Source organism: Dolichospermum heterosporum TAC447 (assembly GCF_024584745.1).
Taxonomy (GTDB): Bacteria; Cyanobacteriota; Cyanobacteriia; order Cyanobacteriales; family Nostocaceae; genus Dolichospermum; species Dolichospermum heterosporum.
In genome coordinates this window covers 100,032-122,611 of the sequence record NZ_CP099464.1, presented here as the reverse complement: position 1 = coordinate 122,611, position 22,580 = coordinate 100,032, and the positions used below count along the sequence as shown (strand labels likewise).

At 38.8% G+C, this 22,580-nt stretch carries 32 protein-coding genes and 1 pseudogene; 5 read left to right on the top strand and 28 right to left on the bottom strand.

Going from position 1 to position 22,580, the window contains the following annotated elements; genetic code table 11:
- Positions 1 to 270: 270 nt before the first annotated feature.
- Together NG743_RS00590 and NG743_RS00585 are read right to left on the bottom strand one after the other, a co-directional pair.
- Positions 271 to 1,845 carry a group II intron reverse transcriptase/maturase gene (locus tag NG743_RS00590; RefSeq protein ID WP_257121264.1) on the bottom strand — a complete coding sequence of 525 codons (1,575 nt, stop codon included), beginning with the start codon at positions 1,843 to 1,845 and terminating at the stop codon, positions 271 to 273.
- Between the two features lie 533 nt (positions 1,846 to 2,378).
- A complete protein-coding gene (locus NG743_RS00585; protein ID WP_306459820.1) occupies positions 2,379 to 3,464 on the bottom strand; it encodes an RNA-guided endonuclease InsQ/TnpB family protein in 1,086 nt (361 codons plus the stop codon).
- A gap of 38 nt (positions 3,465 to 3,502) precedes the next feature.
- Here NG743_RS00585 and tnpA point away from each other — a divergent pair.
- Positions 3,503 to 3,718: pseudogene (gene tnpA, locus NG743_RS00580) on the top strand (IS200/IS605 family transposase); the annotation flags it as partial.
- 236 nt (positions 3,719 to 3,954) lie between these two features.
- On the opposite strand, the gene NG743_RS00575 reads toward tnpA, so the two are convergent.
- The 14 genes from NG743_RS00575 to NG743_RS00510 form a co-directional block, all read right to left on the bottom strand.
- The gene (locus NG743_RS00575; protein ID WP_257121263.1) at positions 3,955 to 4,218 is read right to left on the bottom strand and encodes a DUF1902 domain-containing protein; all 264 of its coding nucleotides are present in this window, start codon (positions 4,216 to 4,218) and stop codon (positions 3,955 to 3,957) included.
- A 173-nt stretch (positions 4,219 to 4,391) separates the two neighbouring features.
- Positions 4,392 to 4,724 carry a DUF5615 family PIN-like protein gene (locus NG743_RS00570; protein ID WP_027400989.1) on the bottom strand — a complete coding sequence of 111 codons (333 nt, stop codon included), beginning with the start codon at positions 4,722 to 4,724 and terminating at the stop codon, positions 4,392 to 4,394.
- Entirely contained in the window at positions 4,721 to 4,945 is a 225-nt protein-coding gene (locus NG743_RS00565) for a DUF433 domain-containing protein (RefSeq protein ID WP_027400990.1), read from the bottom strand. Before NG743_RS00565 ends, NG743_RS00570 begins: the two co-directional genes overlap by 4 nt.
- Positions 4,946 to 5,667: 722 nt before the next feature.
- Positions 5,668 to 6,069, bottom strand: a complete 402-nt coding sequence (locus tag NG743_RS00560; RefSeq protein WP_257121262.1) for a type II toxin-antitoxin system VapC family toxin — start codon at positions 6,067 to 6,069, stop codon at positions 5,668 to 5,670.
- Complete coding sequence (locus NG743_RS00555) at positions 6,063 to 6,320, bottom strand: AbrB/MazE/SpoVT family DNA-binding domain-containing protein (protein ID WP_027400992.1); 258 nt, start codon at positions 6,318 to 6,320, stop codon at positions 6,063 to 6,065. The genes NG743_RS00560 and NG743_RS00555 overlap by 7 nt, the downstream gene beginning before the upstream one ends.
- A gap of 226 nt (positions 6,321 to 6,546) precedes the next feature.
- Entirely contained in the window at positions 6,547 to 6,828 is a 282-nt protein-coding gene (locus NG743_RS00550; protein WP_027400993.1) for a type II toxin-antitoxin system RelE/ParE family toxin, read from the bottom strand.
- Complete coding sequence (locus tag NG743_RS00545) at positions 6,825 to 7,040, bottom strand: hypothetical protein (protein WP_193963998.1); 216 nt, start codon at positions 7,038 to 7,040, stop codon at positions 6,825 to 6,827. The genes NG743_RS00550 and NG743_RS00545 overlap by 4 nt, the downstream gene beginning before the upstream one ends.
- A 32-nt stretch (positions 7,041 to 7,072) precedes the next feature.
- A complete protein-coding gene (locus NG743_RS00540; protein WP_080683817.1) occupies positions 7,073 to 7,366 on the bottom strand; it encodes a type II toxin-antitoxin system VapC family toxin in 294 nt (97 codons plus the stop codon).
- Positions 7,359 to 7,625 (bottom strand): hypothetical protein, encoded by a 267-nt coding sequence (locus NG743_RS00535; RefSeq protein WP_228043959.1) that lies wholly within the window; start codon positions 7,623 to 7,625, stop codon positions 7,359 to 7,361. Before NG743_RS00535 ends, NG743_RS00540 begins: the two co-directional genes overlap by 8 nt.
- 242 nt (positions 7,626 to 7,867) lie before the next feature.
- Positions 7,868 to 8,263 carry a type II toxin-antitoxin system VapC family toxin gene (locus NG743_RS00530; RefSeq protein WP_027400996.1) on the bottom strand — a complete coding sequence of 132 codons (396 nt, stop codon included), beginning with the start codon at positions 8,261 to 8,263 and terminating at the stop codon, positions 7,868 to 7,870.
- Between the two features lie 99 nt (positions 8,264 to 8,362).
- Positions 8,363 to 8,599: a DUF2281 domain-containing protein gene (locus NG743_RS00525; RefSeq protein WP_035081257.1), complete on the bottom strand. Its 237-nt coding sequence runs from the start codon at positions 8,597 to 8,599 to the stop codon at positions 8,363 to 8,365.
- 263 nt (positions 8,600 to 8,862) lie between these two features.
- Positions 8,863 to 9,144 carry a type II toxin-antitoxin system RelE/ParE family toxin gene (locus NG743_RS00520; RefSeq protein WP_027400629.1) on the bottom strand — a complete coding sequence of 94 codons (282 nt, stop codon included), beginning with the start codon at positions 9,142 to 9,144 and terminating at the stop codon, positions 8,863 to 8,865.
- The gene (locus tag NG743_RS00515; protein ID WP_027401004.1) at positions 9,141 to 9,356 is read right to left on the bottom strand and encodes a hypothetical protein; all 216 of its coding nucleotides are present in this window, start codon (positions 9,354 to 9,356) and stop codon (positions 9,141 to 9,143) included. The genes NG743_RS00520 and NG743_RS00515 overlap by 4 nt, the downstream gene beginning before the upstream one ends.
- Before the next feature lie 124 nt (positions 9,357 to 9,480).
- Positions 9,481 to 9,765: a Uma2 family endonuclease gene (locus NG743_RS00510; RefSeq protein ID WP_257121261.1), complete on the bottom strand. Its 285-nt coding sequence runs from the start codon at positions 9,763 to 9,765 to the stop codon at positions 9,481 to 9,483.
- A gap of 504 nt (positions 9,766 to 10,269) precedes the next feature.
- On the opposite strand from NG743_RS00510, the gene NG743_RS00505 reads away from it, so the two are divergent.
- Positions 10,270 to 10,545 carry a hypothetical protein gene (locus NG743_RS00505; protein WP_027400999.1) on the top strand — a complete coding sequence of 92 codons (276 nt, stop codon included), beginning with the start codon at positions 10,270 to 10,272 and terminating at the stop codon, positions 10,543 to 10,545.
- A 187-nt stretch (positions 10,546 to 10,732) separates the two neighbouring features.
- On the opposite strand, the gene NG743_RS00500 is transcribed toward NG743_RS00505, so the two are convergent.
- From NG743_RS00500 to NG743_RS00470, 7 genes are all read right to left on the bottom strand, one after another.
- Complete coding sequence (locus NG743_RS00500; RefSeq protein ID WP_080683818.1) at positions 10,733 to 10,930, bottom strand: hypothetical protein; 198 nt, start codon at positions 10,928 to 10,930, stop codon at positions 10,733 to 10,735.
- A 4-nt stretch (positions 10,931 to 10,934) separates the two neighbouring features.
- A complete protein-coding gene (locus tag NG743_RS00495) occupies positions 10,935 to 11,207 on the bottom strand; it encodes a BrnT family toxin (RefSeq protein ID WP_027401001.1) in 273 nt (90 codons plus the stop codon).
- 391 nt (positions 11,208 to 11,598) lie between these two features.
- Positions 11,599 to 11,805: a type II toxin-antitoxin system HicA family toxin gene (locus NG743_RS00490; protein ID WP_257121260.1), complete on the bottom strand. Its 207-nt coding sequence runs from the start codon at positions 11,803 to 11,805 to the stop codon at positions 11,599 to 11,601.
- On the bottom strand, positions 11,802 to 12,005 hold the full coding sequence (locus NG743_RS00485) for a type II toxin-antitoxin system HicB family antitoxin (protein ID WP_028091145.1): 204 nt from the start codon (positions 12,003 to 12,005) through the stop codon (positions 11,802 to 11,804). Before NG743_RS00485 ends, NG743_RS00490 begins: the two co-directional genes overlap by 4 nt.
- A gap of 247 nt (positions 12,006 to 12,252) precedes the next feature.
- Positions 12,253 to 12,450, bottom strand: a complete 198-nt coding sequence (locus tag NG743_RS00480) for an RNA 2'-phosphotransferase (protein WP_035081267.1) — start codon at positions 12,448 to 12,450, stop codon at positions 12,253 to 12,255.
- A gap of 126 nt (positions 12,451 to 12,576) precedes the next feature.
- The gene (gene mltA / locus NG743_RS00475; RefSeq protein ID WP_193962592.1) at positions 12,577 to 13,809 is read right to left on the bottom strand and encodes a murein transglycosylase A; all 1,233 of its coding nucleotides are present in this window, start codon (positions 13,807 to 13,809) and stop codon (positions 12,577 to 12,579) included.
- On the bottom strand, positions 13,802 to 15,115 hold the full coding sequence (locus tag NG743_RS00470) for a proton extrusion protein PcxA (RefSeq protein WP_193962593.1): 1,314 nt from the start codon (positions 15,113 to 15,115) through the stop codon (positions 13,802 to 13,804). The genes mltA and NG743_RS00470 overlap by 8 nt, the downstream gene beginning before the upstream one ends.
- 58 nt (positions 15,116 to 15,173) lie before the next feature.
- Here NG743_RS00470 and NG743_RS00465 point away from each other — a divergent pair, with 58 nt between their 5' ends.
- Complete coding sequence (locus tag NG743_RS00465; protein ID WP_257121258.1) at positions 15,174 to 17,366, top strand: recombinase family protein; 2,193 nt, start codon at positions 15,174 to 15,176, stop codon at positions 17,364 to 17,366.
- 57 nt (positions 17,367 to 17,423) lie between these two features.
- Here NG743_RS00465 and NG743_RS00460 read toward each other — a convergent pair whose 3' ends face one another.
- Positions 17,424 to 17,600, bottom strand: a complete 177-nt coding sequence (locus tag NG743_RS00460) for a hypothetical protein (protein ID WP_257121257.1) — start codon at positions 17,598 to 17,600, stop codon at positions 17,424 to 17,426.
- 19 nt (positions 17,601 to 17,619) lie between these two features.
- On the bottom strand, positions 17,620 to 18,000 hold the full coding sequence (locus tag NG743_RS00455) for a hypothetical protein (RefSeq protein ID WP_027401010.1): 381 nt from the start codon (positions 17,998 to 18,000) through the stop codon (positions 17,620 to 17,622).
- A gap of 481 nt (positions 18,001 to 18,481) precedes the next feature.
- On the opposite strand from NG743_RS00455, the gene NG743_RS00450 reads away from it, so the two are divergent.
- A complete protein-coding gene (locus tag NG743_RS00450; protein ID WP_027401011.1) occupies positions 18,482 to 18,802 on the top strand; it encodes a hypothetical protein in 321 nt (106 codons plus the stop codon).
- Positions 18,803 to 18,861: 59 nt separating this feature from the next.
- Here the strand turns inward: NG743_RS00450 and NG743_RS00445 are convergent, their stop codons facing one another.
- From NG743_RS00445 to NG743_RS00435, 3 genes are all read right to left on the bottom strand, one after another.
- Positions 18,862 to 19,158, bottom strand: coding sequence for a DUF2103 domain-containing protein (locus NG743_RS00445; protein WP_027401012.1), 297 nt, complete (start codon positions 19,156 to 19,158; stop codon positions 18,862 to 18,864).
- 2 nt (positions 19,159 to 19,160) lie between these two features.
- Positions 19,161 to 19,484 (bottom strand): ATP-dependent Clp protease adapter ClpS, encoded by a 324-nt coding sequence (gene clpS, locus NG743_RS00440; protein WP_027401013.1) that lies wholly within the window; start codon positions 19,482 to 19,484, stop codon positions 19,161 to 19,163.
- 109 nt (positions 19,485 to 19,593) lie between these two features.
- Positions 19,594 to 21,618, bottom strand: coding sequence for an FAD-dependent oxidoreductase (locus tag NG743_RS00435; RefSeq protein WP_257121256.1), 2,025 nt, complete (start codon positions 21,616 to 21,618; stop codon positions 19,594 to 19,596).
- A 204-nt stretch (positions 21,619 to 21,822) separates the two neighbouring features.
- Here NG743_RS00435 and NG743_RS00430 point away from each other — a divergent pair, with 204 nt between their 5' ends.
- Positions 21,823 to 22,563 (top strand): DUF4145 domain-containing protein, encoded by a 741-nt coding sequence (locus tag NG743_RS00430; RefSeq protein WP_257121255.1) that lies wholly within the window; start codon positions 21,823 to 21,825, stop codon positions 22,561 to 22,563.
- The last annotated feature ends 17 nt before the right edge of the window (positions 22,564 to 22,580 follow it).

Sequence of the window (22,580 nt, the reverse complement as noted above, 5' to 3'; positions counted from 1 at the left end):
GTGGCATTTTCCGATCTAGTAGTTTGTCAACCCGAAAATGACGGGTGAAGGCAAGCAGGGGGAGAAGAGAGGCACCGGGGGCAGGGGAAGGAAGAACAGAAGTTTTTTCCGATCATTGCCCGTCAAAATAAATTTGACCAATCACCATTATACTTCATAGTTGATTTTTCAACAAAAAGTCATTGGTAGAGTCGAAGGCGGGTCTTATCCCGCGCTCCTCTCTGTTAAATCTGGGCGTGCGACTTTCACCGCACCCAGCTTCCGATGTTCTTAGCTTTCGCTTTTGCTCATGTGAATATAATCGTGGCAGCTTTCGTGAATGGCTAGAAGGTTTTTAGTTTTCCAGTTTTGGTGGTTTCCATCAACATGATGAAGATGTACCTTCTCATCACTAAGCATTTTTAGCCCACAATGACCACATTTATGGTTTTGCCGTTTAATTGCTCTAGAGGTGTTATCGTCATATAACTTACTGTTGCGTTCGCTCCAATAAGTTAAATCTCCGTCGTAGGGTGATTTTTCCCCTTTGACATTGATATGTTTGTTTTCGGAGTAAGGGATTACTGGAAATGCCTTATCTAGTAATTGCTTGCTAGTGTGGCGATTCTGTTTTGCTTCCTTATTGAATACCCTGAATGCTCTTGTTTCGATGTGGAATAACGAGTTTCTGGACCCGTCCATCTTGCAGAAGCGGTGGTAATTCCTCCAACCTCTAACTACAGGGGCTAATTTCTCAGCCTTTGTGGTAGCACCATAATTCGAGTTGTTGACGATGGCTTTTACTTTCTTGCGAAAAGCTTTAAAATTATCCACTGATGGGACGCATCTAAACTTCCCGTTTTTCTGGACTTTAAAATTCCAGCCGAGGAAATCAAACCCATCTGTCGCGGCGGTTAGCTTTGTCTTTTTCTCACTGACTTTCATTCCCCGCTCTGCTAGGAACTGACTGATTTTGTCAAGTATTTCTGTGGCATCGTCTTGAGGTCTAAGTATTATTACCATATCATCCGCGTATCGGATAGATGGTTCAACAATACTCTCCTTTGAGGTTCTGTCAGTGATTCTACGATTAGATTTCTCGTGATATCTATGAATACTTTCAATCCCGTTTAAGGCGATGTTAGCTAATAGTGGACTTACCACCCCACCTTGGGGTGTTCCTTGTTCAGGAAACTCTGGATTAACTCCGGCTTTGAGACATCGGAAGATTCCTTGTCTTATGCTTTTAGGAGCGATGAGTTTATCCATAATGGCGGTGTGGTTTATCCTGTCGAAACATTTTTCGATATCGAGTTCTATAACCCTTTTATCTATTCCATTTCGCGTGGAACATAAGTTTATGAACAGGATTTTCTGTGCGTCATGCGCTGAACGTCCCGTCCTGAAACCGTAGCTCCTGGCGTGGAAAGTTGCCTCGTGTGCTGGTTCTAATGCGTATTTGACAAGGCATTGATACGCCCTGTCCGCAATAGTGGGGACTTTGAGAATCCGGGTTTTACCATCCTTTTTGGGAATGGGTATTTCGCGTAATCCCTGGTGTTTCCAGTTATTAGCTTCGGTTCTGAGCTTTTCATTCAGTTGAAACCTTTGCTCGAATGAGAGCGCGGTTTTACCGTCTATTCCCGCTGTCTTTTTCCCAGCATTTAGCTGTGTTACTTGACGGATTGCCAGTAATCTTGCTGCGGTTGATTTCAGAATCAGCTTTTGTAGGGACTTTGCTTTGCGCTTGTCGCCAACTTGAACCGCTTTGTACACTCGTTTTTGTAGGCGGAATAAATTACGGCGGAATTTCTTCCAGGGTAATGTCTTCCAGGATTCACTAGAGTTGTCTCTGTGTCTAATCATGCTCTGCTCCAATTTGTGTATTCTGAACACCTCAGACCAATTACGGTCTGTCCTACCCGAATTGAGGGAGTTCCGCTGCTCGTCCAGCCTACTTAGGGTTCGACCACCCTTAGACCCTCAATCCGTTTTTATTCGTTCCCTCGGTTGATTGTTAGTTCCGTTAGGTGTAGCCAATTCAACCACTGGATTCCCAGGACTCTTGCCGCTATTAAGCTTAGATGCGGCGGGAATTAACTCCAGTAAAGTCAGGTTGTTTGGGTTGTGTCCTGCTTCCGGTTAGGTTGCTTTTTGAGGCTCTGTTTCACCATAGGAACTCCCCGTTAGCACCAGTGTCACCCCACAACGGATGTCTGATTGCGCCCTGTTCCCAGCTTCGACCTCCCGAAACCGAGTCGGGTCATCGTGGGCAGATAGGGAGTCATACCTGAGTCTGGTAGATGGGACTTTCACCCATATCAGACCGAGAGTTCAGCCTTTTCCTATTACTAGGTTGGGCTGGTTAGTTTATGTACGGACTGATTACCGTGATTTAACTAACAACGAATCGCACAAGCTTCCCCGGTCTGAAGACGCGGGGATTTCTGAAGAGTCCACAAAAGAACTTTCTTAGGCGCACTTAAAGCACCTCTACCTACTCCACTTAAGTCAAACTTAAATATCGCAGCTACTTTTTTGATTATGTTAACTGCGCCGTTGCAGTCTGCATTTATTTTGATTCCAGTTGAGGTTCTAAATTGACCTCTAGTAATCCTAATTCCGCTAGATTTCCACCCTTCGGGTTTTGCACCAAATGTAGGTAGAACATCATTATCTAAAAACGATGTTTTTGAGGTATAACTCTCTTCAGTTTCCACAAAAATAATACCGTATTGTTCGCATAATTGGGCTATGCGTCCTTTGAGTTTAGCTGTTGGTATTTGAACAAACTTTTGATTGTTCTTTTTGCCCAGATCAGCACTGTCTTTTTGCCTCTCATTCCATCCAAAAACAATAGTGCCGATTTTATTGTCTATGCAATGGTTGATGACAATTCTGGCAGCTTTATTAACAGCGTTTCGCATTTGACGGTTACGCTTTTCGGTAATCGCTGCAAGTCGGTTAGACCAAAAACCCTGGGGTTTTCCTTCTTTGATGTTGGCAACTGTTTTGTTATACCATTGGTTCAAAGATTTTAGATGTAATCCGTCGATTATGAAGGATGTTCCCACGTTGGAAACACAAGTTAACCAATTATCGATACCGTGGTCGATGCCAATTACTTTAGATTTGTCAATCTCAATAATCGACGTTTCAGTTTGATAAACAAACTCAGCATAAAATTGACGGTTTCTAGGGAGTATGCGAATTTCTTTAATGTCAGACCATTCCAGATTTGAAGGCATTGGTAAGAAAAATTCAGTTATCCCAAACCATGCTTTGACTTGATTACCTAGTGGAAACCTAATTAAATTATCTACTAATTTTAACCATTTTTTTGGGTACGTGACAGTAAATAAACCTCCGGGTTTTCTATAATTAGGTACTCTCGGTTTTTGGTTTAATTCCCCTTTTTTAGATTTTGCTAGTAATTGTTTAAATGATTTGAAAGCTTCACCAACACAAAAACAAGTTTGTTGCATTGCCGAAGCATAGCCAGCATTAAAATGTTTATTGTTTCGTTCACTTGCTTATAGAGTATGACGAAAAAACACCTATCTGTGATGTTGTCAAAGCTTTTAAAGGCCGTAGTTCTAAGTTATTGAGAGAAGAGTTTCCAGAATTAAAAAAACTCCCGTCACTCTGGACTAGAAGCTATTTTTATGATACTTCGGGCAAGGTAAGCACTAGTAACGTGATGGCATATATAAACGATCCACACCATGAAAGACATTAATTTTGAATGCAGATAAATCTGCTCGTGTCGTTTTTCCACCCCGCTCGCTTCGTGACGGGGCTACCAAACTCCCGGATCTTTTTCGTGTGCCGAGATTTGATAGATTGGTCAACCACAAATCTTCTTTGTGTGAGTGGACTGTACCAAATTTCATGATCTCCTTTGCCACTTCGTTCAAAGTAGCAACCTGCTCCATCAAGGATTTTCTTGAGTTCAGGAGTAAATGATTTTGCCACTCACACATTTACTAGGATTTTACTAATCCGTTGACTAATGATATCGATTGAAATTTCTTGACCTGAATCACCTGATATCACTTGATTCAGTTCTAAAAGCTCTGGAATCATAATCATGAGCTTCTGCTCTAGATCTTCTAAAGAACTAGCTTCTGTTGCTAAACCGGGTACATCTTCACTAGAGGCAGTCCAGACTTGAGCCTCTTCATCCCAGAAAGCATGGACTTTTAAAGATAATTCACTCATAAACGTACACCATGACACAACGATCGCATCCTGTTTCTACCCCCCAATTATACCTCCCATTCCAGGAATGATCGCTCTCAATAATTTATGTTGCCCCGAGCGCCCCCACATCTCAAAAAAGGCGATTACTAGGTCGCGCTTCGCTATCGCACTCCTACATCTCCCGATAAGATTGGCGATCGTACTCCAAGTTAGGTTAAGACCAAAATACTTTCTGTTTCACTGCTGTCAAATTGAATGATTGTGACAAAATTATCTGTCAAAATATGCACAATTTTTGATGTAGGACTATTACCAATACGAAGAAAAATAAACTTAGGCGGATGACCATAAAGTAAACTACGTTGATGAAAATCAGAGTCTTTGGAAACAATCACAAAACTATTCGCTTTAGCATATTCCCATATAAGTGCATCATCAGTATTTATCAGTGCTAAAGTCTTAACGTGTGCTGAATCGGGATATAGATCAATAATTTTATTAATAATCCGATCTGACAGATTTTCATCTAATAGCAGTTTCATAGTGCAGCGACAAATAACTTTTTCTCTCGATCAGCAGCAAAACATAGACAGGCTTTAATATCTTCAGATGTCAGTTCTGAAAAATCTTCGAGAATTTCTGCTTCTGTCATACCACCTGCTAGATATTCCAAAATATCGTACACGGTTATACGCATTCCCCGAATACAGGGTTTTCCACTGCGTTTTCCTGATTCAATCGTAATAATGTCTTGGTAATTCATCTAAACCTCCAGGAGACCCCCACCAAAACTGTACTCAGTTTGGTGATGGGAGGAATGGAGGGTTAACGGTGAAACGTCCCTTGAGTAATTTTGTGCGCCAGCACAAACAACGAAATGGACAGTTGAGCAATTAACAAATCTTTGATTTTCCATATTCGTAACTGTCTTTGTGAATTGATTTACTGGATTAATTAGGAAAGAGTGGTCTTTTTTCAGTGTCTATCTAGCTCTTCTTTTGAATCTTCAATCATTATATCCTAAGTTTTTAACCCAAACCCTCTAAAAAGCGATTACTAGGTCGCACTTCGCTATCGCTCTCCCCTCGCCTCCCAAAAAGCGAACTGCTTGCAGCAGCGCTAGTTCCCTCCGGGAAGCACTCGCGTTCGCTATCGCTCTACCACACCCCAAAAGCGATTCCTGCGGAGCGCAACGCTTACGCACTTTCCACATCCCTAAAAGCGACCAATCTCTATAATTTACTATAGCTAGATATGGTGAATTTTGAGTTTAAATCAGCTATTTCTATGATGGAACTTCTACTAATTCAGCAATGGAATCGCCAAGACGGAGAAAATGTTTCGCATTAAGAGGGTGTTTGAAAAGTTTTGAATGTATAAATTGACCCCTCTCCAAACCTCTCCCCGACGCGGGGAGAGGCTTTGAAAACCCCATTCCCTGGTAGGGAAGGGGGCAGGGGGTTAGGTTTTTGGAGATTATGGGTTTCATCTGATACTTTTCAAACAACCTCTAAGAGTTAAGATTTTATCCACTTCTATTTTTAGAGCAGAATAAGCGATTAAACCATCATAAATTGCACCCCCAGTAAACCCTAAATTGACCATATTTTCTATGGCTTTATAATAATCATCTTCAGTTAAAGAAATAATCTGAAATTCTTTTAGATTTTCTTGAATAAGCCTCTGAGTGATTTGAGGTGAAAAACGAGGTTGAGATGGAAAGGAAGATATAACTGAGAATAATTCGGCTAAGGTATGAGTGACAATAAATCCTTCTATTTGTGATGTTTTCACCTTTTCTAGCCATGACCAACAAGGAAAATGCTGAGGATGTTTAACTAAAATAGCGGCGACTAAAACAGATGTATCAAATAATATTCTTACCATGAAATTACTTGATTCATTCTTTCATTTTTGAGTTCTTCAATTATTGTATTAGCATCTGTTAATAATTCTACATCAGAGACTAATACATGACCTTCGTAATAAAGTGATGGTTCTTCTTTGATAGGGTTTAAAATTAGTTTTCCATCTTGAACTTCTAAAGATAGTTTTGATTCATTATTTAAACCTAACTGTTGTCTAATAATTTCAGGAATTTGCAGATATCCTGATTGATTTAAGGTTACTAATTCCATAATGTTTTCTCCCAAAAAAGAGTATCTGTTTGTATTATAGCAGTGATTTCTAAGTCGCGTTTTGCTATCGCCCTCTCATACCCCAAAAAGCAATCGCCTCCCACATCTCAAAAGCGAACTGCTTGCAGCAGCGCTAGTTCCCTCCGGGACGCACTCGCGTTCGCTATCGCCCTCCCACATCCCAAAAAGCGATACCTTCAGTGCGCTTTGCTAACGCACTTTCGTATCAATATACTTCATCATGAGTTCCCAAATTGAGCAACAAAATAGCTTCTTGTTGGTCTTCAGTATTTTCAAAAAATTCAAACAAAATACGATAATTATAGTCAATTGAACAAGACCAGACATTAGCTAACTCACCTTTTAGTTTGTGAGTACGTAAACTAGGACAAAAAGGATCTTCAGCTAATTGCAATAAAGCTTGTTCAATCAGAGGTCGAAGATTTGGATCTTTTCGGATTAGACGTTTAAAAGAACGCAATGATTTAGGAGTCCAAGCGATGTTCATGGTTGATCAAGTTCTCCTAAGAATTGATTAACTGAACCAAATTGAAAGTTTCCTTCATAAAATTCCTGACGAACTTCTGTAATTTCTTGAGATAGTTTGGTTCTTTTTGCTTCGTGCAGTCTTTTTTGCAGAAGGTTAAGTAATATTTCTTGATCTTCTATTGATAAAATTTCGACTGACTCAATAGCTTTCTGGAATGCTGATATTTTCATGGCTGTACTTAATTAGTTTGACTTATTTTAATTTAATGGTATCGTTCTCTTTGAAGTTTTGTGACAGCATCGTACAGTTCATTAGTTAGAGGAACTATTTCAATATTTGGGTCTGATTCTAGGGATTCAAGCAGTTGGATTGCGGCGGTTCTATATCTTTTCTTAGAAAGAGCATTACCAATTTCTAGTAAAATTGCTTGAGTTGTAACGAGATAAGAATTTTGAGCTTCAATTTGTTCAGCAAGCTCAACTGCTCTGGCATGATTTTGATCTGTAATTGCAGATAAAGCTATCGCAAAAGATGTATCTAAAAAAATTTCATTCATTTTCCGAGATATTTTCCTCATGCAAATACTGGTCTATATTGGTTGACCAGTCTGGCCTACCTTGTAAATTTAAAGATTTGGCAGTTTGCAAGAATGTTTTTGGTTTTGGTTTTTCATCTGGTAACAGACTTTCAACAATAATCCGAACTCGCGTACCTGATTTGATGTTTAAAGGTACTTCAGGAAGAAGGACTGCACCATCAAAGAGAGCATCTAAGGTTTGAATCATAGCTTTTTTCCCATACTGCTTTACTGTCATTATATCGGCTTTAATCTCCTCATTAAAAAGCGAACTGCTTGCAGCAGCGCTAGTTCCCTCCGGGACGCACTCGCGTTCGCTATCGCACTCTTCACATCCACAAAAGCGAACTGACAAGTCAGCGCTTGCGCTATCGCCCCTCTACATCCCAAAAAGCGAACTGCTTGCAGCAGCGCTAGTTCCCTCCGGGACGCACTCGCGTTCGCTATCGCCCTCCCACATCTCAAAAAGCGATCGCATACTTACCAAATTGTTTTTATATGGGGATAATTTAAAATTGTGGCATCACAAGTAACAAGGGGAATTTCATAACGTCTTGCAATAGCAACTAAAATTCTGTCTGCTGGATCTTTGTGAAAATCGTCTGGTAACTGTGTACTGGCAATTGCATCTATGGATGATAAAGGTTCTATGATTATACCTGAATGAGTTTGCGCTAACTGATACCATTCATCAATGGGTAAAGGCAAAACTAATTTACCGACACTAGATTTAACTGCTACTTCCCAAACAGAAATAGCGGAAACTAATAAGCCATTTTGAGATTCTTCACTTTCAATAGCTGCTTGTGCTACTTGCGATAGTTGACTAGGATCGTGAAGTAACCATAGCCAAATATGGGTATCTAGTAAAATCATTCCGCTAAGAGACTTCCAAATAAAAAAATGTCCCAAAACTGATGCAGAAATTCTCTCTCTGTGTACTCTGTGCCTCTGTGGTTCGTTTCTTAGGATAATTTATTTCTTGGAAGTCTCTAATGCTTCCCAAAGTTCAGGCATAGGTTCATCAAAATCACTAACAATGGTAATAGGTTTACCTCTCAGTGGGTAATTCTTTGTAGTTTTTGTTTCTTGGGAAATAAGATCAATGTTTCCTGCCCTAAATTCTAAAAACTCGATAAATTTAATTACTTCATTGCGCTGTTCAAGAGGTAATTGCTTAATTTTAGCGATCGCCATTTCTAATGTGATCATTTATTTGTTTTTCCTGTAACTTTAAGTTACTTCTATTTTAGCAAATGATTTTTAGGTCGTGCTTCGCGATCGCCCCCCCACATCCCAAAAAGCGAACTGCTTGCAGCAGCGCTAGTTCCCTCCGGGACGCACTCGCGTTCGCTATCGCCCTCCATACCCCAAAAAGCGATTCCTGCGGAGCGCTAGTTCCCTCCGGGACGCACTCGCGTTCGCTATCGCCCTCCATACCCCAAAAAGCGATCGCTCTAATCCAATTATCACAGTTAGTAAACTTCATCATGAGTACCGACTGACTCTAACAGGATTGCTTGTGATTCTTCATGTTCAACAAATGTAAAAATAATTCTCAAATCATATCCTGCGCTACAAGCCCAAGAATCTTGTAAATCTCCTTTTAATTTATGAGTTTTTAGGCGTGGATGAAATGGATCTGTAGATAATAACTCCAGAATACTTTGAAAATTTTCAGTGATTTCTGGTTGTTTTTTTAAAATTTTTCGGGCTGAACGAATAAATGCACTGGAACGTAATAAAACAAAACTCACGAAAGAAGTTCCTCCATCAGTTGTGCAGGAGTAACAGGCCGACATTTACCTTCTGCAAACTCTTTTTGTGCTTCCTGAACATCTTTCACTAGACTATTTCTTCGGCGATCTCGTAGTCGTTTCTGTAAAATCTGAATTAAATTTTCCTGATCTTCGGGTACTAATTTATCCGCAGCTTCTAGGATTTCTGCAAAAGTTGTTCCTGTCATCATGTTTTTACTTTTGTCTTTACTTGGTCATCTTAAATTATATTTTATCTAAAACAGTGACAAATAGCGATCGCACCCCCACATCCCCAACAGCGATCGCCTCCCCACATCCCCAACAGCGATCCTGTCAAAAAATCAACCAGCTAAAGACTTCTTGAACGTTTAGCTCTAATGAAATCCCTGTAAGAACAGGCAGACGATCACTATTTTTAAATTCCCTCACTCGGCGATCGCTATCTACAACTAAAATGCTTTCATCTTCAGGATCTAGCAACCATCCCAATTCCGTCCCATACTCGGCACAGTGTAATAGTTTGGCTAGGACTTGTTTATATTTTTGATCGGGCGAGAGAATTTCAATCGCCCAATCGGGATAAATTTCAAAACGATTGGCAATCCGTCCTGACGACAATCGAGGAATTCGCTCCCAACGAAATACAGCTATGTCGGGAACGATCGCTAGATATGGGGTGGCGTGGTTTTAAGGATCACCAAATTCTTGATTTGGCTGAAAAACATCCTTTTGATGTGTTTATTACGGCCGATAAAAATCTTCCTTATCAGTAAAATTTAACTGATAAAACTTTGAAAATTATTATTTTAAACTCTCGTAGCACTCGTCCTGATCATTTAGTACCTCTAATGAAAAAAATTAGTGAAATGATCTCATCTTTATCAATAGGTTCATCTGTATTTATCAATGATGCGGGTGAGATTGAATCGGTTGGTTAATTATTTAGTTACTAGCAGATAATTATTTCTAACAATTTTCACAACCTCAAGCGATCGCCCCTTACATCCCTAAAAAGCGAACTGCTTGCAGCAGCGCTTCGCTATCGCCCTCTCACATTCCCAAACAAGCGATATCTTTGGTATAATTAGAATATTAGTTTAATTGCAATATTAAGAACATACTATGACTGTACAACGGTGGAATGATGAAATGCTTGATGATTTGGCTTCCAGTGTGACTGAGTTGCGAGAAAGTATAACTGAAGTTAGGGAAAGTATAACTGAAGTTAAAGATAGCATAGATGGGTTGAGAGTAACGGCTCAAGCATTGCTACAAGTAGCTGCTCAAAATCAGCGTGAAATGGAATTGGTAAAACAAAGACAAGCTGAAAGCGATCAGCGATTTAATATTTTATTGGAGGAAGTCCGTTATTTAACTCGTGGAAATAGAGATGATTAGTTCTCGATTCTCCACATCCCCAAAAAGCGAACTGACAAGTCAGCGCTTGCGCTATCGCCCTCCCACACCCCAAAAAGCGATCACCCCCCCACATCCTCAAAAAACGATCGCCCTCCCACATCCCAAAAGCGAACTGACAAGTCAGCGCTTGCGCTATCGCCCTCCCTTATCCCCCAAAAGCGAACAATTAAAATGTAACTTTATTTTCTCTAGTAATTCTAATCAAAAATCGTAAAGCTTCATTAACAGATTCAGAATTAGGAAACAATTCCGCAACATCTGAATCTAATTTAATGATTGTATTGCCAAAACTTGTACGTTTAGCTCCCATTTTTCTAACTTTTAAACTTTTTAAATCATATTCATCTCTAAGTTCATCTTCCATTTTTTTAACCCTCTTGATAAGCTTTTAATTCTTGTTTTGTTACAAGTCTTGCACTAATAATTCTAATTATATTCCCTCTTTCTGTATAAGAAACCAGCAAAATACGACTTCTTGATGATTCTCCTATAATAATATAACGATGTTCGTCTTCAGAATGATCCGGATCATAAAAATCAACATAGAGTGGATCATCGAAAACTGTTTGAGCTTCTTCAAATGAAACGTTGTGTTTAGATAAATTAGATTTTGCCTTTTGTGTATCCCATTCAAATTCCATACATATAATTAAATTTTAGACGCAGTAATTCTAACATTATTACAAGCGATCGCACCTATCACCCCAAAAAAGCGATTCCTACGGAGCGCAACGCTTACGCCCTCCCACATCCACAAAAAGTGAACTGCTTGCAGCAGCGCTAGTTCCCTCCGGGACGCACTCGCGAACGCTATCGTCCTCTCACACCCCAAAAAGCGAACTGACAAGTCAGCGCTTGCGCTATCGCCCTCCCCACATCCCCAAAAGTGATTCCTACGGAGCGCTTCGCTATCGCACTCCACATTCCCCAACAGGCGAACTGCTTGCAGCAGCGCTTCGCTATCGCCTTCGGTAAAGTTTTCAAACGCCCTCTAAGACTAACGTATGTTATAGCCTACACAACAAACATTAATTACAAATCATCTTCTACCAATTCAGCTATCTTCATGATTGATTTTAAAGTCCCAAGTTTTAAATCTTGATTTTTATGTACAGGAATAGAAATAATTTTACTTTCATCAGGTTTTTCATAAATATGGTGACTGCCTGTAATTTTTTTGAGAATCCAACCTTTGTTCTCAACAATTTTACATAATTTTTTCCCAGAAATTGATTTCATACTGCAATTTCAATCACTTGTGAGATTGGATCTGGTTTTTGAATTTCATTTGCTACTTCTAGCCAACCTTGTATAGCATCTTGAAGATTATTAATTAATTCTTCCATTGTATCCCCTTCTGTTATGCAACCAGGAAGTGCAGGTACTTCAGCCCAGTAACCCCCTTCTTGGGCAGGATAAATAATAGCTTTAATTTTCATTGATTTTACATTTGGAGTTGTTTATCTGAACCAATTTTAACAGATTAATTCCAAAAATTTCTCCATTGAGAGCGATCTCACTTGTCAGCACTGGGACGATCGCATTCCCACATCCCCAACAAGCGATCACCTTCTCACATTCTTAAAAGCGATCGCATCTCCTACATCCCAAAAGCGAACTGACAAGTCAGCGCTTGCGCTATCGCCCTCCATATCCCAAAAAGCGATCGCCCCTTACATCAAATTCTCAATAATTTGCAAAAATAAATTGAGGGGGTATATAGTCAGCTAACCAAACTACTTTATTACCTTGATAAAATTTAATATTATGATTGTGAGCTTTTCCAGACTCGATAGTTAAGATAACTGGAGATTTTGCTTTTCGTTGACCGACTTGATAAGCAATTTCTGGATTGCTTGATAAATGAATATACTGGCGCTTCATGTTCCTTGGGGAACGATGAGGGGGCTAAGATGTACCTTATATGATTGGAAATCGCTGTAATGCTGATTAAAAGAATGATTTTACTGCACGCAGAGGCGCAGAGACACAGAGAGTAAGAGTTGGAAATTACGGTTTTAGTAATAGGTAAAATAATTGTCCATTACTGACTGTTAATCCTGCCCTTTCACCGGCTGATTCACCAGTTCCTAAAAAGTAATCTACCCTCCCTGCTCCTTTAATTGCGCCACCTGTATCTTGATCTAAAACGTAACGACTCACTAGCCGATGTTCGATTTTATTACTCTTATTAAGATAGGGAAAAGGAGCGCGAATTAATGCTAAAGCCCCTGGAGGCATGAGGGATTTATCTGTAGCAATGGAACGTTCTGGAGTAACTGGTACACCAATAGAACCTTGGGCTGGTTGTCCGTGGTTTTCCTGAAAAAATACAAAACTTTGATCGCGCGGAATATAAATATTTAAATCCTGGGGATATTTGCGGAAATAGTCGAGAATAATTGGCATATTTAACCCTTCTAAGGGAAATTTACCATCATCAACTAATGACTTACCTAAACTTCGATAATTATAAGCTGTGTTACCTGCATAACCGATAGTTGTTTGAGTTCCATCTGTTAATTTGAGTTTTGCTGAACCTTGAATTTGAATCATATAAGGTTCAAGACGATTTCTAAACCAAAATAACTCCAATCCTGTTAATTTTCCTTTGCTACCTTGTAACCCATCTGCACCTTCTAATTCTAATCTGGTAGGATGAGGTTTAGCCCAAGATTCTAAATCAGCAGGAGAACGATAAGCTGCATAGCGAAACTCTTTTGTCGGTTGACGACTGGCTAGATATAATGGTTCATAATAAGCGGTAAATAAAACTGTTCCTTTGTTATCTCTGCCGATAGATTGATAAAAAACAAATTCCTTTTCTATAGCTGCTTGTAGTTGCTGAGGTGATTTTGTGGAAATCAATAGTTGGCGAAATTTTTGCAAACTCTTATAAACTCTTTCTCTGGTAAATTCTGATTTTTTATAGGCTATAATTGCTCTTTCTGTTTGTAAATATTTGAGACTGTAATCTATGGATTTTAACAGGGATTGTTTATCATGATCAATTGCCTGATCTAAACAAGAAATATCTTCTTGACAACAAGTAACTGGAACTCTAGGAATGAGTACAGGTAACTTCTGTTTAGTTGAATTTACTAATGCTGGTAAGTTCCATTTTCCTAACCGACATTCTGGGGGAGAAAGTTCTTGATTGGGGAGTGGTTGTATGCCCACAATCAAACTAGCCATAAATATTGGTAAGCTAATAGTAATGTTGGCAAAATGCTGGCTATTCATTCATGTTATGGTAGGTAGCAACGGCAGAAGGTGAAATCCGATTTAAGTAACGGAAAATCCAATATTTGAAGATCGTATCTAAAATTACGGGAAATGTGGCAATAAATAAGAAAATAAAATCACGATTGGCTGGTAATCCCCAATGTCGTGATATTCCTTCTAAGAGAACTTCCCAACCGTGAGGAGAGTGGAAACCAACAAAAACATCGGTAAATAAAATGATAATAAATGCTTTAGCACTATCACTTAAACCATAGACTACGTTATCAAAAAATTCTTTGAGGACTGCGATAGAACGCTTACTAACAAGTAATAAGATGGTGAAGGTAATTACTGCGAAAATATCAGCAAATACATTTTTAATAGCATTATCACTTTCTTTGCGAAATTCCTCTTTGACTTCCTCTGCTTTCTTCTTTATTTTGAGTTCTAATTCTTCAGCAGCAAGGGGAGGTGCATTACTAATTAAGGCTTCAAATTTGGTTCTTTCCTCAAATCTTTGTAATGCTAATAATCCTTCTTCTTCCATTTCTCCATTTAGGAAAACTTCTACTGTTTTATCATGGCGGAAATGTTCTACCAATGGACCGACAATTAAAGCCTTGGATAATTGATGAGTTAGAAGAGGAACGATAATCAGTAAAAGTATAAACCGAATTGAAATAATACTTCTTTGTTGAGCTTTCCGAAAATTTTGAACTACATTTTGTTCAGATTCTGGATCTAATTCTACCTGTAGGCGAGTGATTGTGCTTAAAATTGACCGTGGTAAAATACCTGTTGTATTAGTTTTTCCTTTCAGTGTATTTTTGTTGGCTTGATTTGATGTTTTAGGAATAAATTGTTGGGAATTAACTAAATCTGTGGCTGGTACAACAGGTGAAGAGTTGGAGTTGTTATAATTTGTATCTATATCATAATTAGTATATTTGGAGGTAACTTGATCAATGAATTCTAGTTTCTCTAAAATTAATGCGGGACTAGAATATTCTATACCCAATTTTAGGGCAGCTTTTTGTTTAGCTTCATTCGCAAACCACCGACTAGCTTTAAATTCTGTCAGCCGCATTTGCACAGTTTTTAATAACTTTTGCAAATCTCCTTGAAAATAATCCATGACACTGGCACTGTGTATGGTAAATTCGGAGTCTATTTTGTTACCATTAAAGTGTTGATCTTCAATTTCCTTAATTTTTATAGCTGCTTGATAGGCTGTACTTAAAGAACGTTCTGGTGTCAGTAGATACCATCTGTAAGCAGACAATAAAAAGGGGTATATTTTTTGGCTAGACACGGTACTTTTCATCGAGACGATTATTTGGGATTATCTACTAAATTCTTAAACTTAAGTTAACGCAAAAACCATGATTTCTGATTCTCTTTGGATTTTTGGTACTAGTCGTAGTGGTAAAACTACTCGCTTGGTCAGCTATTTTGATGCTTGGTTGCAAGTTAATAATCAAGTTTCCGGTTCATTTTATAATAAAAATATTCACAATTCTCAAACCCAATCTATAGATCAAAATTTAAATTTACACCAAAAAGAACTAGGTATTTTATTGTTAGCTGCTAATGATGATAATCGCAGGGAATTAGCTGATAGAGTTACTACTTTAACACTGGGAAAATATCCTATTCGTGTCAAAACGGCTTTAGGTTTTTTCCAAGATGAGGTAATTTTGTTTTGGCCGTTGCTAATTGATTCATGGTCAATCAAAGCACAATTTCCGGTTAGATTACGTCCCGAAACGGAACAAGAGTTGGCGACGAAACTCTGGAGTTCTCAGTTAAATTCAGAAGTTTTGCGGCGTGTAGGGATGAATGAGAATCGTTTGGTCAGAAGGATTCTAGATTTATGGCAATTGGCAGCTTATAGCGGTGTATCCTGTGAAGATATTCCCCAGGTATTACAAAGTGGTTTAGAGGATAATTCTATCAATTTAGAGCCGGATTTTTTGGGTTTTTTACTACTAAATTGGCGAAATTGGTGTTTAGAAACAGGTTTATTGACTTATGCACTAATTACCGAATTGTATCACCAAAAATTATTACCTGATGGTAGCTATCAACAGCATTTAAAACACCGTTATCAAGGGATCATAGCAGATGATGTGGATGATTATCCGGCGATCGCTGCTAACTTATTTGCATTTTTGTTAGATGCTGGTGCTGTGGGGGCTTTTAGCTATAATCCTCATGGGGCTGTCCGCTGGGGTTTAGGTGCAGATCCTGAGTATTTATACCAAATATCTAGGCGTTGTCAAGTAGAAACTTTAACTTCACCACCTGTAAATAGTTTGGGATATTCTTTGACTGAGCAAATGGTAGAATTGGTAACACAGCCAATGACGATATTGAGTTTACCCAGTTGTGTCAAGCCTATTCAAACTAATTCCCGCGCCCAATTATTACGCCAAACAGCCGAGATCATTATTGATGGGGTGCAGTCAGGGGAAGTAGCGGCGGATGAAGTAGTAATTATTGCACCGGGTTTAGATGCGATCGCTCGTTATACTCTAGTAGAAATATTAACTAAACAAAATATCGAGGTAGAATCTCTCAACGAACAACGCCCCTTAATCAGTTCTTCAGTGGTGAGAGCATTACTTACCCTCATGGCTCTAGTTTACCCCGGTTTAGGGCGGTTAGTAGATAGGGATGCAGTGGCGGAAATGTTGGTGGTTTTGAGTCAATATCAAACCCAAAATGGGCAGGAAAAAGAATTCCATCATTCTCAAATAGATCCGGTGCGGGCTGGGTTAATCGCTGATGCTTGTTTCGTTCCCCACCCCGACACACCCAATTTATTACCAGTGAAAACCTTTGAACGCTGGGATAGAATTGGCTATATTGCCACTCAGGCCTATGAAGATATATTACAATGGATTGGCAAACAGAGAGAAGAATATCACCAGGGACTTCTCCTCACCCCCATTTTTCTCCTCTACAAAGCCATTCAAGAGTTTGTGTGTAAGGATAAAAACCCTTCATATCAAGAATTAGCAGCATTAAGAGAATTAATAGAAACCGCTCAACATTATTGGGAAGTAGATGCCCGCTTAAAACAAAATGATACTCTATTACTTTCACTGCATACACCAGAAACCCTTAGTATTACCATTAGTGATAGCGATAGCGTGGCGATAGCGATATTTATTCAACTGCTGCGACGAGGAACAATTACTGCAAATCCCTATCCTATCCGTCCTATCGGTAGCAGTAGAAAAGCCGTAACTTTAGCAACCATCTTTCAGTATCGTGCAAGTCGTAAACATCACCGTTGGCATTTTTGGTTAGATATTGGTTCACCACTGTGGGCAAAAGGTGGTGCAGCTACTTTATTTGGTGCTACTTTATTTTTACGAGATAGGTTAGGACAACCTTGGACAGCCGCAGATGAACAACTAGCCGAAGCACAAAGATTACAAAAAATTGTCACCGATTTACTGGCGCGGGTGTCTGATAAATTGTATTTATGTCATAGTGATTTAGCTATAAATGGACAAGAACAAATAGGTCCATTATTACCTTTAGTTCATTCTTGTGAAGTAGTTTAGCAGGAGTCAGGAGTCGGGAGGAAGGAGGAAAGAAGAAAGAAGAAAGAAGAATCGTTTTCACCAATGACCAATGACCAATGACCAATAACCAATGACCAATAACCAATAACCAATGACCAATGACCAATGACCAATGACCAATGACCAATGACCAATGACCAATGACCAATGACCAATGACCAAACTACTTATAAATAAAACCTCCAGATTAAGTTCTAGAGGCTGGTTATTCAAAATTTATTTGCAGGCTTTTTTAGCAATCTGTACTTCCATTAGAAGAACTAAGATCAGTAGGAATTATCTTAGTTCCTGATTGATTTAGACTAAATGAACCGGAAGGGTCTGCTTTGAATACTGCTGGACTAATTCCGGGTTTTGATGCCGAAGAATTATACAAAATAAACTCTCCGGGATAAGTACCGCTCTCTCCTGGTTGTAAAGTTTGTTGTTTGAGGGGTGACTTCTCCCCAAAATTATAGAAAATCCTTGGTGCTTCTGTATTATTTTTAAGTGTAAATCCTCCAACAATATTAGAGGCTTGTTCCGAACTTAATTCCGATAAACAACTTTCATCAAAACCAATTAAAGAAGCATCTATTCCCTTCTGAGAAGTCGTAAAATTTTCTTGCAACATTATCTTAATATCTCCAAAATAACATAGTTGGAATTAACCTGCTATAACCAGCTTATGCTTTAGTCAAAGTAATTTAATTAATCCTAAGTTAGATATTTTAAATTAACCCTAAGTTAGATGACTGACATCAATATGATGAGATTTTTGTCAGAAAATGCCGCAATAACAACGTAAGTAAGTGAACACAATAAAATCAAACTGTGTGAAGAAACGTAAAATCGCTGAAAACTTCTTTACTCTTGCCTTGCTATAACGATAATTTTCAACGCCAACCTACTTAGTTCCCTGCCCTTTATAAGGGGAGGGTTAGGGAGGGGTAAAACATTTGATACAGGAATCATGACTTTTCAGGTATTGGGATTTGTGAAGAAACTTGTTGAGGGATTGCAGTTTGTAACTATTTTGCACAACTCTCCAGCATATTCCTTTACACTAAATTTCTATAGGAATATAAAAACATTGAAAATGGAGACAAAAATCAATGCCTACAGTGAATTTATGTTGCCATGAATTTGTAGTGGCTATTTCCTCAATCGCTTGTATTGTCGGTCTATGGTTATTAAAGGATGATTTTCAAGCCATAGATGATTTTCAAGAAACAGAACAAAGTCTCTTAAGAATGAGCTTTGCTTACTGGTTAGTTTATTGCGTCGCCTTTGGGACGGAAAAGGTATTTTTATTTGACTGGGACGCTGTAATGATGACTTTAAGAATTACTACAGCTTTGTCATATTTCTTAACATTTTCTTGTATTTTGAGTTTACCGTTACATAAGTTTGCAGTTCATAAAATTGAAGAATAATCAAAAGTCAAGGTTAGAACTGAACTTAGCTCCAACCTTGCTATTTGTAAATTCATAATTTAGGCAATTCTCATAGCAATAGCGATCGCACCTTCGAGTTCATCCTGTAGTAAAGTTGTGAGGATAAACACCTCCTGCACCGTCTTACCTTGACGAGCAATGATTTTATAGCCACCACGAATAGGTACAGACACCCGCAACTGCATTTTTGGTGCATGACCCTTAGCTCTACCAATCACCGCAGGTGTCACAGTTCCAATCCCATGCTGTTGACACAAACGTTCTAAAATGGGAATTAGACCAGGAATATGGGTAGAGTGATTCCAAACAAGTCTACCATCAGTAGGTTTTGACATAATTAGGCTGCTTCCAGGGGAGCCATTGTCAACCCAGCCCGACGGAGTTGTTGGTGGTATAATTCTGCTGGTTCTTGGGGACCAGTCCAAACAATCGCTTGTCCTTCATAGTGTACCTGATTAGTGAGATCCCAAGCGCGATCGCCCGACATCCCCGGAATATACTTCATCAAGCACTCAGCCACGTGCTGGAAAGTATTGAAATCATCATTCAACACAATCACCTTATAATTAGGATAGGTTTTCCGAGTCACTTGATTAACCCGGTCAGGTGTTACAGTCGGTGCTGAAGCCATACTGTACACATCTGCAATTCTTGTCACCATAGAAAAATCAGCCAAAAACGACATTGTAAAAACTGACATTACAAATAACCAGTTTAATCCATTGCTGGCTGAGTGAGAAAGTAGGGGCGCAGGGCTTGCGCCCAATTTACTACCGCCAATCATCCCAACTTTCATTAAAAATAGAAGTATCAGGAAAAGCCGTAGGATTTCCATTCGCCTCCAACAACTTTCTTAAAATTTGTAATTGTGGTTCTTGTTGAGGTAAATCATCAACCAATTGATATGGTGCGATTCCTTCTTTTAGTGCAAAACTCGCCACAGTTCCCGCAGCCGCACCAGAAGACCATTCAAAAGAATGAACCCGATAAGCCGCCGCCGCAATATGACTAGTAGCAATACTTTTTCCCCCTACCAATAAATTATCAATTTTTTGGGGAATCATTGCCCGCAAAGCAATTTGAAAAGGATAAGCAAGTCCTGCACCCCGCCTTTCTCCAGCACGTTCCTGATTACCAGGTGCTTCCACGGGACTTTTTGCCATACAAGGATGAAAATCTATGGCATAATGACCAATACCCACAGCATCAGGGTAAATTGTCGAACGACTCCGGCGAATAACTTTTTCTGGAGGAATTTCCCCACTAATTACAGATATCGCTTCCAAACCAGCCACCGTTGCTTTTAGATTGCCATACATATTTGCCGGCAAAGTTTTCCGATAATATTCATCATTATAATTACGCCGAGAAATATCAACTTCCCAAATACCAAAACCTTCCGGTTGTCCCCAACTTGGACGACCAATAATCCGTCTTCCTTCCCGCATATAAGGGTATTTAGATAAACCATGAACCGTCCCCATAGGCGAATCTAAACCTGTTAAAAACCGGATATTTGTTTGCGGTTTTTTCACACCATTACCCAACTGAGAATCTGTAGTTCCCCCATACAACCAATAAAAATAGGAAAATGCTTTTTCTTCAGCTTTACGCAAAGTTTCTGTGCGTAGTCCACCTTGCCAACCTCCAGATTTTAACTGTCCATAATTTTCTAATTGTTGCCGAGAATAAATAAGATTATCCGCCGCAGTTCCTGGACGGTAATCATTTCCCCAAGTCCAGTTTTGCATAGAAATATCCCCCGGTGTTGATGAAGTAAATTTCACACCATTGAATGTAGTTGCTTGGCCTTTTTGCGGACTCCAAATTCGGCGATAGGTAAATACTAAATCAAAGTTTGCTAATCGTTTTAATTCATAACTAAAATATGGTGAATATTGTAAATAGAATGGCGGCATTATTTGGGTTTGGTGATCTTTTGTAGCCTCCATTGCAAAGGTATAAGTGAAACCTTGAGGACAATAAGGATAATTTGTCGTGCTAGAAGATGAAGGTTCAAGATAGGAACGGGCATCAATTCCTAGACGATAAGGGACATCTGCTAAAGCAATAATTTCCCCAGTTTCACTTGTATCTACAACGTACCATTTTCCAGGATTATTTTGAGATGTTTTAGGCAGAAAACGAATAATAGTTTTACTCAATTGTGATGAGTTTTGATAACTATAAGCATCTTCAATGGTTTGAGATAAAGTATTAGTATTTAGAGGTGGTTGATTTTTTGCTGGTTGATGTTGAATTGCTATGGCATTATTGATGATTTTGCCATCTTTGCTAATTCCTAAATCTTTAATTACTGTATTGGGAAACCATTGTAATTTTCCTCTACCTTTTTTTTCAGCATCTTTGAGCATTTGTGTCATGATCTTGTGAGCATCACGAGGCAGAAAACAGGAGTCACTTACCCAACAATCCCCAGGGTTAAGTTTGCCATATTTCCGTTCAATGCGGTTTTTTAATTCGGAATAACCGCGAGAATAGAATTGTTTAGCTCGTTGAGTTGGTCTTTCGTCTAATGCAGATGTCCCTTGGGAGGAAATTTGTCCCCCCAACCAGTCAGTTATTTCTGTTAAACAAACTGTGCGTCCTACAAGTAACCCTTCATAAGCTGTGGCTACTCCAGAGAGTCCACCACCCACAACGAGAAGCTCACAGTTGACGGTCTTATCCGGGGTACGTAGAGGGGTAGCGGTCACGGGATATAGGGTGATTAAGATGGTAAATAGGCTAAAGCTGATGAATGATTGCAAACCTTTTTTGTATCTACGTCTCATGGTTTTTGCACTCTGTACACTACTACGTCAAATTGTAGACGGTAGCGCCGGGGAAAGGTTCTTTGCAAGGTTATTTTAGGCGGTTTTGGCTGAGAATTGGAAAGTTTGGGGTATGTGTATCACGATTCATAGGCGATCGCAGTTATTATATGTAAGTAGCAAATTAGGCTATTTATTAGACATAAATCATTAAAGCACTTAATCATGAACTATAAACAACAAATGATACAAGGTTTAATTGACGAATTATCTAAGATAGATGTATCTAAGATAGATCTCATAAGATCTCCAAAATCAGAAGATTTAAACCGTTTGTTACAAAAAGTTTCTCTTCTTCTTAAAGCTCATAATATGGAATATGAACTCAATATATGGGAAGAATCACTTAAAATCATGCCATCTGCATCTCCCTTTGACGATAATTGGTTGATCTCTAGGTTTAAAATACCTTCTGATCAAAAAGATTTTGCTAACGAAATACTTTCAGCATTCTTAAATAACTTGAATAGTGAAGATAAACCTTCAGATCATCTCTTTCCAATGGAAATAGTACAAGATACAAGAGATTATGTATTTCGTATTGCTAAACAAGTAAATATTTGCTACACCAATGGTTGTTATGATGCCTGTGCAGTCATGCTAAGAAGATTAATAGAAACATTAATTATTGAATGTTACGAAAAACAGGGTATTGAAAAAAATATAAAAGATAGTAATAATCAGTATCTAAATCTCGATGCAATGATTACAAAGTTTACAGATGAACCTAAATTCAATCTATCCCGTAATACAATAAATAATTTGCCTAAGTTGAAGAAAATAGGAGACAACTCAGCACATAATCGTCATTTTACAGCTAGTCGTAATGATATTGATAAATTAGCTCAAGAAATCCGAGTCATCCTCCCAGAGTTAGTTAATATAAGTGGTCTTAAAAAAAAGTAATGCACCAAAAATAACTT